The organism is Nocardia cyriacigeorgica, from assembly GCF_010868145.1.
GTDB lineage: Bacteria > Actinomycetota > Actinomycetes > Mycobacteriales > Mycobacteriaceae > Nocardia > Nocardia cyriacigeorgica_D.
The window spans coordinates 54,377-70,110 of record NZ_JAAGUY010000004.1 but is presented as its reverse complement, the minus strand read 5'-3'; the positions used below and the strand labels follow the sequence as shown (position 1 = coordinate 70,110).

The 15,734-nt window shown below is 67.6% G+C and carries 13 protein-coding genes; 9 read left to right on the top strand and 4 right to left on the bottom strand.

The window, feature by feature from the left end; translation table 11 throughout:
• Window positions 1–173: 173 nt before the first annotated feature.
• A complete protein-coding gene (metE, locus tag GV792_RS08260; protein ID WP_163823384.1) occupies window positions 174–2,486 on the top strand; it encodes a 5-methyltetrahydropteroyltriglutamate--homocysteine S-methyltransferase in 2,313 nt (770 codons plus the stop codon).
• Window positions 2,487–2,602: 116 nt separating this feature from the next.
• On the opposite strand, the gene GV792_RS08255 is transcribed toward metE, so the two are convergent.
• A complete protein-coding gene (locus GV792_RS08255; RefSeq protein WP_163823382.1) occupies window positions 2,603–3,166 on the bottom strand; it encodes a TetR/AcrR family transcriptional regulator in 564 nt (187 codons plus the stop codon).
• Between the two features lie 129 nt (window positions 3,167–3,295).
• Here GV792_RS08255 and GV792_RS08250 point away from each other — a divergent pair, with 129 nt between their 5' ends.
• The 6 genes from GV792_RS08250 to GV792_RS08225 all read left to right on the top strand — a co-directional run bounded on the left by GV792_RS08250 (window position 3,296) and on the right by GV792_RS08225 (window position 10,931).
• On the top strand, window positions 3,296–4,612 hold the full coding sequence (locus GV792_RS08250) for a phthiocerol/phthiodiolone dimycocerosyl transferase family protein (RefSeq protein ID WP_163823380.1): 1,317 nt from the start codon (window positions 3,296–3,298) through the stop codon (window positions 4,610–4,612).
• Window positions 4,613–4,954: 342 nt separating this feature from the next.
• Window positions 4,955–6,688: a DEAD/DEAH box helicase gene (locus GV792_RS08245; RefSeq protein WP_163823377.1), complete on the top strand. Its 1,734-nt coding sequence runs from the start codon at window positions 4,955–4,957 to the stop codon at window positions 6,686–6,688.
• A 124-nt stretch (window positions 6,689–6,812) separates the two neighbouring features.
• Window positions 6,813–7,865: an NAD(P)-dependent alcohol dehydrogenase gene (locus GV792_RS08240; RefSeq protein WP_163823375.1), complete on the top strand. Its 1,053-nt coding sequence runs from the start codon at window positions 6,813–6,815 to the stop codon at window positions 7,863–7,865.
• 44 nt (window positions 7,866–7,909) lie between these two features.
• The gene (locus GV792_RS08235; protein ID WP_163823372.1) at window positions 7,910–9,088 is read left to right on the top strand and encodes an AI-2E family transporter; all 1,179 of its coding nucleotides are present in this window, start codon (window positions 7,910–7,912) and stop codon (window positions 9,086–9,088) included.
• 211 nt (window positions 9,089–9,299) lie between these two features.
• Window positions 9,300–10,448, top strand: a complete 1,149-nt coding sequence (locus GV792_RS08230; protein ID WP_163823370.1) for a S1C family serine protease — start codon at window positions 9,300–9,302, stop codon at window positions 10,446–10,448.
• Window positions 10,449–10,538: 90 nt separating this feature from the next.
• On the top strand, window positions 10,539–10,931 hold the full coding sequence (locus GV792_RS08225) for a hypothetical protein (protein WP_163823368.1): 393 nt from the start codon (window positions 10,539–10,541) through the stop codon (window positions 10,929–10,931).
• 66 nt (window positions 10,932–10,997) lie between these two features.
• Here GV792_RS08225 and GV792_RS08220 read toward each other — a convergent pair whose 3' ends face one another.
• The 3 genes from GV792_RS08220 to GV792_RS08210 all read right to left on the bottom strand — a co-directional run bounded on the left by GV792_RS08220 (window position 10,998) and on the right by GV792_RS08210 (window position 13,142).
• A complete protein-coding gene (locus tag GV792_RS08220; RefSeq protein WP_163823366.1) occupies window positions 10,998–11,564 on the bottom strand; it encodes a vitamin K epoxide reductase family protein in 567 nt (188 codons plus the stop codon).
• On the bottom strand, window positions 11,561–12,355 hold the full coding sequence (locus GV792_RS08215; protein ID WP_163823364.1) for a DsbA family protein: 795 nt from the start codon (window positions 12,353–12,355) through the stop codon (window positions 11,561–11,563). Before GV792_RS08215 ends, GV792_RS08220 begins: the two co-directional genes overlap by 4 nt.
• Window positions 12,356–12,557: 202 nt before the next feature.
• Window positions 12,558–13,142 carry a TetR/AcrR family transcriptional regulator gene (locus tag GV792_RS08210; protein WP_163823362.1) on the bottom strand — a complete coding sequence of 195 codons (585 nt, stop codon included), beginning with the start codon at window positions 13,140–13,142 and terminating at the stop codon, window positions 12,558–12,560.
• Window positions 13,143–13,238: 96 nt separating this feature from the next.
• Here GV792_RS08210 and GV792_RS08205 point away from each other — a divergent pair, with 96 nt between their 5' ends.
• Both GV792_RS08205 and GV792_RS08200 read left to right on the top strand, forming a co-directional pair.
• The gene (locus GV792_RS08205) at window positions 13,239–14,525 is read left to right on the top strand and encodes a carboxylesterase family protein (protein ID WP_163823359.1); all 1,287 of its coding nucleotides are present in this window, start codon (window positions 13,239–13,241) and stop codon (window positions 14,523–14,525) included.
• A 30-nt stretch (window positions 14,526–14,555) separates the two neighbouring features.
• Window positions 14,556–15,734, top strand: coding sequence for an FAD-dependent oxidoreductase (locus tag GV792_RS08200; RefSeq protein WP_163823358.1), 1,179 nt, complete (start codon window positions 14,556–14,558; stop codon window positions 15,732–15,734).

Genomic DNA, 15,734 nt, shown 5'->3' with positions numbered 1-15,734 from the left:
TGGCCCGGCCGAAGCGACGACTGATCTCGTGAGGGCCGGGTAACTCGCCGGGGACGCCCATAATCGGTTCGACGCCCAAACCGGCGGCACGGGTACATGATGGACAACGGCACTCGGCCGCCCGCAGAAATCGCGGGGAGGCGGACCAGCTGATCGAAAAGGAGTTCCAGCTCATGGTCAACGTCACCGATGGTTTCGGGTCGAGCGTCCTCGGATATCCGCGGATCGGCCCGCACCGGGAGCTGAAGCGAGCGCTCGAGGCCTACTGGCGCGACGGCATCACCCGTGACGAGCTGCTCGCCGTCGGCCGCGATATCCAGGAGCGCCAGTTCAACGAGCTGGCCGCCACCGGGCTTACTCAGGTGCCGGGCAACACCTTCTCCTTCTACGACCACGTGCTGGACAACGCGCTGCTGTTCGGTGCCGTCCCGGCCAGATTCCGGGAGTTGCAGGAGGGTATGGACCCCCTCGACTTCTACTTCCTGATGGCGCGCGGACGTCCCGATCTGCCGCCGCTGGAACTGGTGCGGTTCTTCGGCACCAACTACCACTACCGCCAGCCGGAGCTGGACGAGAACACCGAGTTCTCGCTGCACCCCGAGGCGCTGCTGGACGAATGGGATCGCGCCATGGCCCGCGGCATCGAGCTGCGGCCGGTGGTGCTCGGCCCGATGTCGCTGCTGCTGCTGTCCAAGGCCGGTCACATCCCCGGCGAGTCGGGCGGCTTCGACACGCTGACCCTGCTGGACAAGCTGCTGCCGGTGTACGAGCAGCTGTTCGAGATCCTGGCCAAGCGTGGGTCCACCTGCGTTCAGCTGGACGAGCCGTGCTTCACCAGTGAACGGTCCGAGGCCGAGCTGGCGCTGTTCGAGCGTGCGTATGAGCGGCTGTCGAAGGCGCCGCTGCGTCCGCGCATCCTGGTCACCGGTCAGTACGGCGATTTCGGTGAGGCGCTGACCATTCTGGCGCGCACCAACGTCGAGGCGATCGGTCTGGACCTGGCCTCGTTCCGCATGCGTCCGGACGACCTGGCTCAGGTGCCGGGCATCCGCCGCAAGCGACTCTACGCAGGCGTGATCAGCGGCCAGAACGTCTGGCGCGCAGACCGCTACGTGACGCTGGAATACCTCAACGAGCTGGCCAAGGTCTGCCCGGACCTGGTCGTCTCCACCGGCACCACACTGCTGCACGTGCCCTACGACGTGCTTGCCGAGTACGACATCGAGGGCAATGTCGCCGACCGTCTCGCGTTCGCGAAACAGAAGGTGGGCGAGGTCGTTTCGCTGGCCAAGGCGCTCACTGAGGGCCCGTCGGACAAATGGCGCAAGCGCCCGACCGAGGTGCACTTCAAGCAGAAGCACGCCGTGCGGCAACGGGTGTACGCGATCACGCCGGAAATGCGTGAGCGCGCACCGTATTCCGAGCGTCGTGCCGCCCAGCAGGAGAAGCTGAACCTGCCGCCGGTGCCCGCGACCACGCTCGGTTCGTTCCCGCAGACCGCCAAGATCCGCCAGGCCCGCTACGACCTCGGCGAGGGCCGGCTGTCCTACGACGAATACCGCAAGAAGATCGAAGCCGAGATCGAGGCGACCATCCGGTTGCAGGAGGACATCGGCCTCGATGTGCTCGTGCACGGTGAGCACGAGCGCAACGACATGATCCAGTACTTCGCCGAACTGCTGGACGGCTTCGCCACCACGCATTTCGGCTGGGTGCAGGTCTACGGTTCTCGCTGTGTGCGGCCGCCGATCATCTACGGCGATGTCTCCCGCCCGGCGCCGATGTCGGTGGAGTGGATCAGCTACGCGCAGTCGCTCACCGATCGACCGGTCAAGGGCATGGTCACCGGTCCGGTCACCATGATCGCGCGGTCGTTCGTGCGTCAGGATCAGCCACTGTACGAGACCGCCGACCAGGTGGCGCTGGCCATTCGCGACGAAGTGGTGGATCTGGAGAAGGCCGGGATCTCGATCATCCAGGTCGACGAGCCCGCCATCCGTGAACTACTGCCGCCGCGTCCCGAAGGTCGCGCCGAGTACCTGCGGTGGGCCGTCGGTGCGTTCCGCTTGGCGACCTCCGGTGTCCAGCCGGAGACCCAGATCCACACGCACATCGGGTATTCCGGTCGGGCCGAAGTGGTGGAGGCGATCGAACAGCTCGATGCCGACGTCACCGCGATCGTGGCCACCCGCTCCATCGAATGGGTGCTCAAAGCGCTCAACGAGGACTGCGCCTCCGGTCACGGGCTCAGCCACGGTGTCGGACCCGGCGTGTACGAAAGCCGTTCGGCGCGCATCCCTGATATCGATGAGCTGGACGAACTGCTCACCGCCGCAGCCGAAGCCGTCACCCCGGAGCGGCTGTGGGCGAACCCGGACGGCGGTTTGAAGACCCGGCACTACTGGCAGCTGGAGCCTTCGCTGCGGAATATGGTCGCTGCGGCGCGACGCGTCCGGCGGCGCGCTGAGGCGGCTGCGGCCGAATAGTCGAAACCCGAAGGCCGCCTTTCCGTTTGCGGAGAGGCGGCCTTTGTCGTGCGGGGGCGCCGAGCCTGCGGCGGCGAGAAGCGGTGCGGACTCAGGGGGCCGCGGTCGGCACGGGCTCACTGCGGCGGAGCCGGTGCGAGCCGATCGGTGAGGGCGCGCAGGCCTGTGGTGAGCTCATCCGGGGCGGGTACGCCGTCCGGGTCGATCACCCACTGCACCAGCAGGCCGCACATCAAGGTCTGGAGGACGGCGCCGACGGCGTCATCGTTGTCGCCGCCGCCGAACTGCGCCAGCCCGCGGCGGGCCCGGTCCTGTGCCGAGCTGATCTCGGCGCGCAGTTCGGGGGAGTGCAGGGCCTGGGCGAGACTTTCCATGTTGGCCGACCACAGTCCCGGATTCGTCCGGAACGAGCCGATCAGCGCGGCAAGGAACGCATCGAGCCGCGCGGTCCGGTCGTCCGGATCGTCGGCGGGCAATGAGTCGAGAATCTGTTGTACCGCATCACCGCTGGACTCCATCATCGCCTGGTAGAGCAGGGCGTCACGAGTGCCGAAGTGGTAGTTGATGGCGGCCAGATTGGTGCCGGATGCCGCGACGATATCGCGCACCGTTGTGCGCGCGTAACCGCGTTCGGCCAGGCATTTCTTCGCCGCATCGAGTAGATCCTCGCGTGTTCCCACCTTCGCACCCTAGCAACTCTCGTACAGACGTTTGCGACAGATGTTTCAAACACATGTTTCTGACAACTGTTTGAAACATCTGTATGTTGAGTCGGGGAGCCAACCCTGCGCACGGAAACGAGACCGACGATGACCGCTCAACGTCCGCTGTCACACTTCGAAGCCGCCTACTTCACCGCCGGTGCCACATTCGGCAGCGTCGTCACCGGTGGCATGCCCCTCTACATCGGAACCACCGTCACCGGCCGGGTGGACGAACGGATACTCCGGCTCGTGCTCGATGAGCTGGCGGCTGCACACCCACTGCTGCGCAGCAGGGTCGTGCACGATGCGGGAGGAGCAAAGCAATTCGTCGTCGATGACGGCTTCCATCCGCAGCTCGAGGTGTGCGCCGGTGGTGAGCGCGAGTACTTCCGTCTGGTCAACGAGGAACGGACCTGGTCGGAGGGATTGTTCTCGGCGCGACTGCTGCGCGAGGATGACCGCGAGCAGATCGTGCTCGTCATCCATCACGGCATCTCCGATGGCCGGTCCGTGTTCGCGCTGCTCGATCAGCTGTGGCGGCGCTACACCGCTCACTTGACCGGTTCGTCGTCTCCGGGACCCGCGCCTGAGCGCGACCTGCCTCCGGCGGCCGATGTGCGAATGGCCGATATTGTCGATCGCGCCGCCGTGGCGGAGTGGTCGGCGACCGTTGCCGCGCAGGTGGCGATGGCAGGGCCGGATTCCGCTCCCGCCGCGGTGCCGCACGACCGAGTCGGCGCGATCGATCCACTCGACCGCTTCGCGATGGTGCGTATCGAACTCGACCCCGACGAAACAGCGGCATTCGTCAACTCCGCCCGCGCGCATCGCATCTCGGTCAACAGCCTGTTCAGCGGGGCTGCGATGGTCGCGCTTCGTGCGGTACTCGACGGCGAAGGCCCGCTGCTGCTGAGTCTCGGACACGCCGCCGATCTGCGTTCACAGCTGGTTCCGCCGCTGCCGGTCGGCACAGTCGCCAACTGGGCTTCCGGCATCGGAACTGTGATGCCGGTCGATGCGGGCGCCGATCCCTACGAACTCGGCCGAACGGTGGGGGCCGGGGTGCGGGCAAGCCTGGATCGCCGGGAACATGCCCTGGTGATGCTGGCCGCGCAGACGATCGGCGACGACTCGGTCATGGCCGCTCTCCTGTCTGCTCGACCGAGCCTCACGGTGTCGAATATCGGTCGGCTGCCTGCACATTCGCTGCCCGCCGGCCTGACGTTCGTTCGCGACGACATCTTCGCGATGGCGCCGACGATCCCGCCCAAACTGACCGTCTTCACCGTCGGTGATCGCATGACCGTTCAGGTCGAATTCGATACCGCGCTGTACAGCACGGTGCGGCAAGCACGGCTGCGGACGGCGCTGGCTCAGGTGTTGCAGAGCATCGGCGTCGAGTCGGGAGCGCTGCGTGGGTGACTGATGTCACTCTGAGTGCGGGCAAGCTGGAACGCGGCGATGTGCACAGGGCAGGTAGGCATCGCCCAAATCTTCGACGGGACAACGGAACCGGGTTGACCTGACGGAGCCCACCCGCCGAACCTGCGTGCGAGGCGGCGCGGCTCGGGCGGAGCGAGCGGCGGCGCGGATGGGGTAGGGTTGCGGGGGTTCTGTGCGCTGATCGTTCGCGCACATCCCAACTCCGTCGTGGATGTCAACCTTTCGCGCCGGTCATCGCGGCGCTGCCACCATCGGGTGAGGACTCCTGTCCTGCGCGACGCTGCGGCTCGCTCCGATGCCGGAAAGGCACCTGTTATCTCCATGTCTGACACACCTTCTGCTGCCGTGCCCGCGAGTTCCTCGTTCACCGAATTCGGTGTGCGTGCTTCGCTGGTCGACGCAATGAACGCGGCCGGTATCACCGGGGCGTTCCCCATCCAGGCGGCCACGCTGCCCGACACCATGGCTGGGCGCGACGTGCTCGCGCGCGGTAAGACCGGCAGCGGCAAAACCCTCGCGTTCAGCATTCCGATGGTCGAGCGGCTCGCCGGCGGCAGAAGCAAGCCCGGGCATCCGGCCGGTCTGATTCTCGCCCCGACCCGTGAGCTGGCCACCCAGATCGCGGCCACGGTCGAGATGCTGGCTCGGCCGTGCGGGCTGCGGGTGGTCACGGTGTTCGGCGGGGTGCCGGTGAACCGGCAGACCCGTGATCTGCGCGCGGGCGCCGATATCGTCGTCGCCTGCCCGGGCAGGCTCGAGGATCTGATGCGACAGGGCGTCGTCTCGCTGGACGCCGTGCGGATCAGCATCCTCGACGAGGCCGACCACATGGCCGACCTCGGCTTCCTGCCCGCCGTGACCCGCATCCTGACCGCGACGCCCGCCGATGGGCAGCGGCTGTTGTTCTCGGCCACCCTCGACAATGAGGTGGACCGGCTGGTCAAGCGGTTCCTGCGCCAGCCGGTCACTCACTCCGTTGACACCGCGGCGAGCCCGGTGCCGACGATGACCCACCACGTCTTCGAGGTCGACGGTGCCGACGCGAAGAAGGAGCTGGTGCGCGCACTGGCGTCCGGCGAGGGCAGGCGCATCCTGTTCATGCGGACCAAACACCATGCCCGCAGGCTCGCCAAGCAGCTGACCGCCTCCGGGATTCCGGCCGCAGACCTGCACGGCAATCTCTCCCAGGCGGCCCGCGACCGTAACCTGAGCGCCTTCGCCGACGGCACCACCCGCGTGCTCGTCGCGACCGATATCGCGGCCCGCGGCGTGCACGTCGACGATGTCGAATTGGTCGTGCACGTCGATCCGCCCGCCGAACACAAGGCCTACCTGCACCGTTCCGGCCGCACCGCGCGCGCGGGCGGTTCCGGCGACGTCGTCACGGTGGTCCTGCCCGACCAGCGCAAGGATGTCGCCGTCCTGCTGCGCAAGGCCGGAATCACCGCAACCCCGCAGCGTGCGAGCGCGAATTCCCCGGCCGTGACGGCGCTGATCGGCGCCGTTGCCGCGCCCGAGCACCGGATCGCGGCCCAGACCGATGATCGCGACGATAACCGGACCTCCGGTGGCCGGGGTTCGCGCCGAGGTAGCCGTCCGGCTGCCGCGAACGTCACCGAACAGCGCGGCGGTGGCGCCGCGGCCTCCGGACGACGCAACGGCGGTGCCCGCCGGGGCCGCCCGGCGACAGGACGGGCGGCCACCGAGCACCGGGTGAACGGTGGCCGCCAAGCCGGCGTGCACGACGATCGTTCCACCGACCACGGCAACCGCGCCGCCGGACAGGGCAACCGGCGCGGTGGTGCCCGCGGTGCGGGGGAAGCCCGCCACGCCGACGGACAGGGCCGCACCAGGCAACCGGGCCGCCACAGCGACCACTCCCACGACGCCGCCGGTAGCCACCGCGCGCCCGGTCGTTCGGACCGGTCCGGTGCCGCGCGCGGTACCAACGCCCGCGGCCACACTGCCGACAACCATCGCCGGTTCGAGGACTCGGCCCCGGCCGCCGGCACTCGTCAGCGTCGCCCCCGCCGCGCCACCCGCGCGGCAGGGTAGGTCGGCTACCCACAGGGTTTTGCTCGGTGCCTGCCGCGCTCTTGTGCCGATAAGGTCCCGACCCACGCCGTCGCAGGACGGGTGAGGTTGGCAAACACATGCATGCGGCGGTAGGCATGGACGCATGAGTACTGCTACCGCTTACGCAATGGCCGGTCCGGACGCGCCGTTCGAGAAGGTCGCCATCGAACGTCGTGAGCTGGGCCCGCACGATGTGCTGATCGACATCAAGTACGCGGGGATCTGTCACTCCGACATCCACACCGCGCGCAACGAGTGGGGTGGGGCGAATTATCCGTGCGTGCCAGGGCATGAGATCGCGGGCATCGTCGCGGCGGTCGGGTCGGCGGTGACCAGGCACAAGGTCGGCGATCGGGTGGGCGTCGGCTGCATGGTGGATTCCTGTGGCGTCTGCGCGGCCTGTCTGGCCGGTGAAGAGCAGTACTGCACCGGCGGGTCGACCATGACCTACAACTCGACGGTGCCGGAGACGGTGCAGCCCGGCGGGTTCACCCTCGGCGGCTACGCCACCCAGGTCGTGGTCACCGAGAACTTCGTGCTCGCCATCCCGGAAGGTATCGACCTCGATGTCGCCGCGCCGCTGCTGTGCGCGGGCATCACGCTGTTCTCCCCGTTGCGGCACTGGCAGGCCGGTCCGGGCAAGAAGGTCGCCATCATCGGCATGGGCGGGCTCGGGCATGTCGGGGTCAAGATCGCGGCGGCTCTCGGCGCCGAGGTCACGGTGCTCAGCCATTCGCTGAGCAAGCAGGACGACGGCAAACGTTTCGGCGCGCACCACTACTACGCCACCAGCGACAAGCAGACCTTCCGCGAACTGCGCGGGAAATTCGACCTGATCATCAATACCGTCTCTGCCGATCTGCCGATCGACTCCTACCTGCGCCTACTCGCCCTCGACGGCACCCTGGTGATCCTCGGCCTGCCGGAACAGCCGCTGTCGGTCCGGCCGATGACGTTGGCCGGTTACCGCCGTTCGCTGTCGGGTTCGATGATCGGCGGCATCGCCCAGACCCAGGAGATGCTGAATTTCTGTGCCGCGCACGGTATCGGCGCCGAGATCGAGGTCATCGCCGCCGACGAAATCGACGGCGCCTACGACCGCGTGGTCGCCAGCGATGTGCGGTATCGCTTCGTGATCGACGTCGCGACCATGTGACGCGTCGGACGGTACTGCCGCTCGCGCCTGGGTAATTTGTCGGGGTGGCTGCCGAGGACGACCAGAAGCAAGCAGACAGGCCCGATTCCGCGGGTCAGCTGAATCCGCCCCCGTGGCTGTTGCGTGCGTTCCTGCTCGCGGCGGCGACGGTGGCGGGATTCGTCGCGACGTTCTGGCTGCTACAGCAGTTGCAGGGGCTGCTGACGGTGCTGATGGTGTCGCTGTTCCTGGCCTTCGCCATCGAGCCGGCGGTGAATTGGCTGGCCAGGCATGGCTGGCGGCGCGGCCCGGCCACCGGCGTGGTGTTTATGACGTTGCTGCTCGTGGTCGTCGCATTCGTGTGGACGCTGGGGTCGTTGCTGGTCGAGCAGGTCACCACGCTGGTCGAGAATGCTCCGCGGTACGCCGACGAAGCGGTCGATCTTTTCAACAAGACCTTCAAAACCGATATGTCCGGCGACGATATCGAGAAGTACGCCACCGAGTGGAGTTCCAACCTCGAGGGCTATGCGGTCGGGCTGGCGGGGAACGTGTGGGGCATCGGCACCACCGCGGTGGCCGCGTTGTTCCAGGCCTTGGGCGTACTGCTGTTCACCTACTACTTCGCTGCCGACGGCCCGCGATTCCGCAACGCTGTCTGCTCGCTGCTGCCGCCGAGCAAACAACGGCATGTGTTGCGGACCTGGGATATCGCGGTGGAGAAGACCGGCGGCTACATCTACTCGCGTGGGCTGCTCGCGCTGGTGTCGACGCTGGCGCACTACATCATGCTGCGGGTGTTCGACGTACCGTCGGCGTTCGCGCTGGCGCTGTGGGTCGGTGTGGTCTCACAGTTCATCCCGACCGTCGGCACCTATCTGGCCGGTGCGCTGCCGGTGATCGTCGCCGTGGTCAACAACCCGCCGGATGGCCTGTGGGTGCTCGGCTTCATCATCCTCTACCAGCAGTTCGAGAACTACGTGCTGCAACCGAGGATCACCGCCACCACCCTCGATATGCATCCGGCTGTCGCCTTCGGCGCGGTACTCGCCGGCGCCGCCATCCTGGGGCCGACCGGGGCATTGCTGGCCATCCCGGTTACCGCCACTTTGCAGGCGTTCGCGGGTGCATACATCCGCCGCTACGACGTCGAGGTTCCGACGGGGAACGCCCCACCGCCGTTGCCCAAGCCCGAACGGCCGCATCATCGGCTGATCCGCCTGCGTCGCGGCAAATCCGGTTGATTGCTGTTCTCCGCCCGCCCAGGGGTCGATCGCCGCCCGCCCGGTTGCCGGAGACCTCGGACCCCAGCGAGGAGCCGGCCGATCACGCGCGTGGAATCCCGCGATCTCAGCCGATTCCCGCAGCTCACCGCTGTACCACCGGAATTAGCGGGCCTCAATGGCGACGCTCGGGAGACAATAGGTTGATCGGCTGCGGGTGAAGCGGAGGCGCATGGACGGCGACTGGCATGATTCGCGCGATTACCGGCGGGATGAACGTCCCCGCCGGCGGGGTGGTGCGGGCCGGGTCGGCGCAGCCATCGTCGCGGCAATCCTGGCAGCCGCGGCCTTCCTGGGATATCGCGGCGAGCTGCCGGGCTGGCCGACGCTGGAACGGGTACCCGCCGCAGCGCCCGCCGTGGTCGAGCCGCGTCCACCGCTGGACCCGGTGGCCGTAGCGGCCGGAATGGAACCGGTGCTGGTCAATATCAACGCCTCGACCAGGCCGTTCGGGGCAGGGGCGGCGGGTTCGGGCATCGTGCTGACCGCAGACGGTCAGGTACTCACCAGCCACCATGTGGTCAAGGGCGCCGAGACGGTGAAGGTCACCCGGGTCTCCGACGGTCTGGTCTATGAAGCGGAGGTGCTCGGATACGACTCCAGCACCGATATCGCCCTGCTCGATTTGGTGGGCGCGGCCGACCTGACCACGGCCCGGATCGGCACTTCGTCGGGGGTGCGGTTACGCGATGAGGTGCTGGCCATCGGCAATGCCGGCGGTACCGGCGCACCGACTGCGGTAGCCGGGCGCATCTCGGATCTGGACAGCACCATCCTGGCGTTGAATTCCGCTGACCTGTCCCGCAAAGCGCTGACCGGCATGGTGGAGATCACCGCGGCGGTGAGTTCGGGTCAATCCGGTGGCGCGCTGGCCGACCACGCGGGCGCGGTGATCGGCGTTATCGCGGCTGCCTCCGGCGACCATGACGACGACGACCCCGCTACGCAAGCCCAGCGCCCGCCGGTCGGCTACGCCGTGCCGATCGATACCGCCATGCGGGTGGTCCGCCAGATCCGTTCGGGCACACCCACCGAGACCGTCCATATCGGCCCCACCGCCACTCTCGGCGTGCTGATCTCCGATGCTCGTCCGAGCGGCGCACGGGTCGACGTCGCCATCTACGGCCTGCCCGCCCACGACGCCGGGCTGGCCGACGGCGAGATCATCTCCGCGATTGACGGCCGCGCCATCACCACGGCCCGCGCGCTGCGCGCGGCGATCAACAAACTCAAACCCAACGATGTCATCGAACTGCGGGTCACCGGTCCCGGCGGCGAGCGCACGGTCCGTGTCGTCCTTGCGGCGGGCACGCCCAACTAGCGAGCGTGCCGGCGGGCGACCCTGGCGAAGACGGTGTTTCGCGAGGACACTGAGGACTCAGCGCTCAACTAGTCCGAAGGAGCACATCTGATGCCAGCCAACGGGCCTTTCGGAATCGATCCGGAAGATTTCGAACGCGCACTGCGCGGGGCGGGTAGCGAGCTGCGCGACCTGCTCGGGAAAGCGGGCGAATACCTGGATCGGGCGGATAACGCGAGCCTCGGCTCACTGGCGTCGCTGCTCGGTCAGTTCGTGCAGCCGCAACCATCGCATCCGCCGAAGCCGGAGGGCGAGACCACGGGTGCGACCGGCAGCGGGGTGTGGGCGATCTACGGCATCGACGACAACGGCGAGGCCAGGGTGGACCAGGTCTTTCCAAGTGAGCTCGAAGCACTGCGTGCCCACCGCGACAACACCGATACGCACCGTCGCGTGCGGTTTCTGCCCTACGGGGTTCCGGCCAGTGTGCTGGACATGCCCTGACGGCGCCGCCTCACCCACCGCGCGGTGCCACGTGCTCCGGCGGGGGTCGGCGCGTCGAACGACCGATCAGACCAGCGACAGCCAGTAGTCCTGGAAGCGGAGGAAGATCAGGAGCAGGACTATCGCGTAGAACAGCGCGACGAACGTCCACCGCCATTCCGCGACGACCCGCATGGGTCCTCGTGAACCGCCCCACAGCGTCTGGGTGACCGCGGCGAGCAGTGGGGTGATGATCGCCCATACGACCATGCAGTACGGGCAGAGTGCGCCGATGCGGTACAGGCTCTGGAAGATCAGCCAGCAGATGAAGACCGTGCCCGCGATGGTGCCGAGCCACAGTCCGATCCAGATCCAGCGCGGCATCGCCACGCTGGCCACCGACAGCACTGCGAGGGTGACGACCACCGCGAACCCTGCCACGCCGATGATCGGATTGGGGAACCCGAACAGCGCGGCCTGGTCGGTGGTCATCACCGAACCGCAGGACAGGACGGGGTTGAGGCTGCACGAGGGCTGATAAGCGGGATCGACGAACAGCTTGAACCGCTCGACGGTCAGTGTGAACGACGCGATCCAGCCGGCCAGACCACTGATCAGCAGAACCCAGGCGGATCTGGGGGCGGCCGCGATCACTGGCCCGCGGCCTCCGCGATCACCGGAGCCAACCCGGCCGGCGTGAACAACGCCTCACGCGTTTGGACCTGCTCACCGTTGACGAAGATGGTGGGCGTGCCCTCGATGCCCTCGTCGAGCAGCTTCTTCGACTTGGCCTGTACGAACTTGTCGTACTTACGGTCGGTGACGCACTGCGCGATGCTCGGATCGGTGTATCCGACCGACTGCGCGATCTCGATCAGCTTTTCATCCGGCAGGCCGGCGCCACCCTCGGGCGGCTGCTGGGCGAACATGGCCTGCAACCAGGCCTGGAACTTGTCGACGCCGGTGTCGGTGACGCAGTAGGCCGCGTTGGCGCTGCGGGAGGAGAAGTCGGTCGTCGACATCTGATCGAGGAACGAGGCGATGTTGTATTCGACGTTGATGGTGCCGTTGGCGACGCCGTCGGCGAGCACCTGACCGTTGGCTTCTTCGAACAGCTTGCAGATCGGGCACTGTATATCGGCGACCACCCGCACGGTCACCTTCGCGTCCGGATTGCCGACGCGGATTGCTCCGGTGGAGGCCACCGGGTCCTGAGCCTCCACCGGCGCGGCGCCCGGACTCGTCGCGGTCGGGTTTCCGGCGATCACGCTGGGGATGGCCCCGAGATCCTCGTCGTCGGAGCCGCGCATGGCGATTCCGACGCCGATCGCGGCGACGAGGGCGACCAGCACCGCCGCGACGCCCACCTGGATCGCGATCTTGCGGTTGCGGTCGGCGCGCTCGGCTGCCGCCAGCGGATTCTTCCGACCCGGTTTGTTGCTCACCGTGCGTTCACCACGCCTTTCGCTCGCTTTCGCGTTGCCTGCTGCCCTGATGGTAGAGCCGGACGCGGGATTCCGGCCTCAGTGGGCACGGCTCACATCATGGTCGGTGAACCTGAGAGTTTCCGAAATACGCGGCGTGTTCTCGATCGGCCGGGTGCGCATGGTCTCGGGATCGAGGACAATTGCCGCCCGCGGCCGGCGCTCAGCGCGGCGCGAGTCCGCTCATCAGCAGGTCGACCGCGCGTTCGGCCAGATCGTCGGGGAAGTCGCCATCGAGCTGGGTGGTGTACATGTGCACCAGCCCGCCGAGGGTCAGCAGGGTGAGTCGCGGATCGACGGAGCGGTCGACCTCGCCGCGCTCGATTCCCCGGCGCACGATCTCCTGTGAGGCCGACAGCCGGACCGACCAGAACTCGCGGCGGGCGGTATCGGCTTCGGTGTCGGTGTCGGTGAACACGGTCGAGCGGATCAGTCCGGCACCCGACGGGGTGCGCGCGAATCGGATCAGCACCGACATGAACTCCACCAGGTCGGCCTGTACCGATCCGGTGTCCGGGATGGGGATCTGCGCTTCCATCCGTGACAGCAGCGCGTCCAGCAGCAGTCGGGGCAGGGTTTTCCATCGGCGATAGATGGAGGTTTCGTGCACGCCTGCCGCGGCCGCGATATCGGCGACGCGCACCTCATCGATGCCGACGGCCTCGATCCGGGCGAGGGTCGCGTCGAGTACGGCTGTGCGCAGCCGAGCGCCACGTAGCTGTGGGGTGTGGGGTGCCTCATCCGCCATCTCCCGATTATCGCAAGTCCTCTTGCGTTATCGGGCAGCGGGGCTTACCGTGGCGATAACGCAAGTGGACTTGCGTTATCGCGTAAGAGGAGCGATATGACCGACAGCGACGTCGTGGTGACCCGAGGAATCCCGTTCGCCCGGGCCACCCGATTCGGCCCGCCCGAACCGGTGCCGTATCGCGGCCCGGTGGAACCGGGCGAGCAGCCGGTCACCGCACCACAGCTGCCCGGCCGGCTGGAGCCAGTGATGGGTGCGCCCGCGCGGCTGCCACAGTCGGAGGACTGCCTCGAGCTGACCGTTACCGCCCCCGCCGTCCCGCAGCCCCGCGGCCGCCCGGTGCTGGTGTGGATTCACGGTGGGGCGTATCTGGCCGGCGGCGGTGCGTGGAATCTGTACGACGCCACCGACCTGGTGCGCGAGACCGGCATCGTCGTGGTGTCGATCAACTACCGCCTCGGAGTGCTCGGTTACCTCCGGATGCCGGCCGTTTCACCGGGAAACCTGGGCGTGCGTGATCAGATCGCGGCATTGGAATGGGTGCGTGCGCATATCCGGGATTTCGATGGAGATCCGGATCGGGTCACCGTGGCCGGGCAGTCGGCCGGCGCGCACTCCATCGTCGCGATGCTCGGTATCGAATCGACGCGCGGATTGTTCGGTCGTGCCATCGTGCAGAGCGCACCGTTCGGCATCGGATTCCAGCGCGAAGCGAAGGCGAGCCGTGCCGCGCAGGCATTTCTGTCCGCGCTCGGCGGTGACCCGCGGACCGCACCGGTTGATCGGGTACTTGCCGCACAGGCCGCCGCTGCGAAGAAACTGGCCGGCCCCGGCGGGCTGAATTCCGCACCGCCGTTCCTGCCGATCGCCGGCGTCGATCCGCTGCCTGATGAAACACGTTGGCGCAATGAAGTACTCGCGCGTGCCACTGGGCTACAGGTGATCATCGGTGCGACCGCCGACGAGATGGGCGCGTTCTATGGTGGCCAGCATCCGGTGTTCGCCCGAATCCGCGGCGTGCCGTGGCTCGGCCAGCGGGTTGCCGCCGGACTGCAACAGTTCGTCGGGCGCAAAGCCTTCGAGGACGGAACCACAGAATTCGCCGATCTGCTCGCCGTCAACGGAGCCGAGGTCTACCGCTACCGAGTGCACACTCTGCACCCGGACAACCCCTTCGGTGCCTGCCACTGCCTGGAGCTGCCGCTGCTGTTCGGTGACGGTAACGCCTGGCGAGATGCCGCCATGGTGCAACCGCTGGCACGCGACGACCTTCGCGCACTCGGGGCACCGACGCGCACCCGCTGGGCAACGTTCGTGCGCACCGGCGATCCGGGCTGGGCGCGTCATCATCCCGGCTCGACGGTCGTGTACCCGATTCCGTGACGGCAAGATCAGCAGAAAGGACAGCAGCCCATGGTCGAGCGGCATGCTGAAGTAATCGGCGGCGGCATCGGCGGACTCACCGCCGCCACCGCACTCGCCCAGCGGGGCTGGACCGTACGGCTACATGAGCGTCAGTCGGCGATCCGCGCGATCGGCGCCGGAATCTACGTGTGGGACAACGGGTTGTCAGCGCTCGAAGAGATCGGTGCCTTTGCGGATGCCACCCGAGGCGCGCATATCGGCCCCGCGATCGAGGCGCGCTCACGCACCGGCCGCACCCTGTACCGGATCGATATCAACGGACAGGGCCGGCCGCGCTGCTACACCTTGCTACGGGACCGGCTGATCGCGGCACTGGTTCGAGCCGCGACGACGGCAGGCGTCGAGCTGATCGCCGATTCTGCGGCGGTGGCCGCCGATCCGGGTGGGCGGGTGGAGTTCGAGGACGGACGCAGCATCACAGCCGATCTGATCGTCGTCGCCAATGGCGTGCATTCTCGGTTGCGCGACCGTCTCGGCCTCACCGCTCGTCGCGTGCGAATGCGCGAAGGCGCCGCACGGCTCATGGTGCCCGCGTCGGTGGACTATCTGCCGCCCGAGGACAGCGTCAAACATCTCGAGCATTTCCAGGGCCGCCGCCGGTTGCTCTACACCCCGTGCACACCGGAGTCGGTGTACCTCGCGCTGGTCGCCGACGCCGATGACCCCGCGACGCGCGGCGATGGCATCGACGTGGATTCCTGGGTACGCAGCTTCCCCTACCTGGCGCCGATATTGCGGGCCGCGCCCGAGGTGCAGATCCGTTGGGACAATTTCGAATTCATCCGGCTGAGCACCTGGTCACGAGGAAAGGTCGCCTTCCTCGGCGACGCCGCCCACGCTCAGCCGCCCTATCTGGGGCAGGGCGGCGGAACGGCGATGATCAACGCGGTCTCGCTGGCGGCCACCGTCAGCGACGACCTGCCGTTGTCCGACGCCCTCGCCCGCTGGGAACGCGAGCAACGTCCAGGAATCGAACGCACCCAGAAGACTTCGTACCGGATGCGGCTGCTGAACAGCGTGCCCGACCGCGTCCGCGACCCACTGCTCATAACGGCAGGCCGCCTGCCCGGCCTCACCCATTCACAGCTGGCTGCCACCAGATTGCGACCGGCCACCAGCGGTGTCGACGCAGATATTCCGCTCCCGGAGCGTCGCGGGACTCGGTAG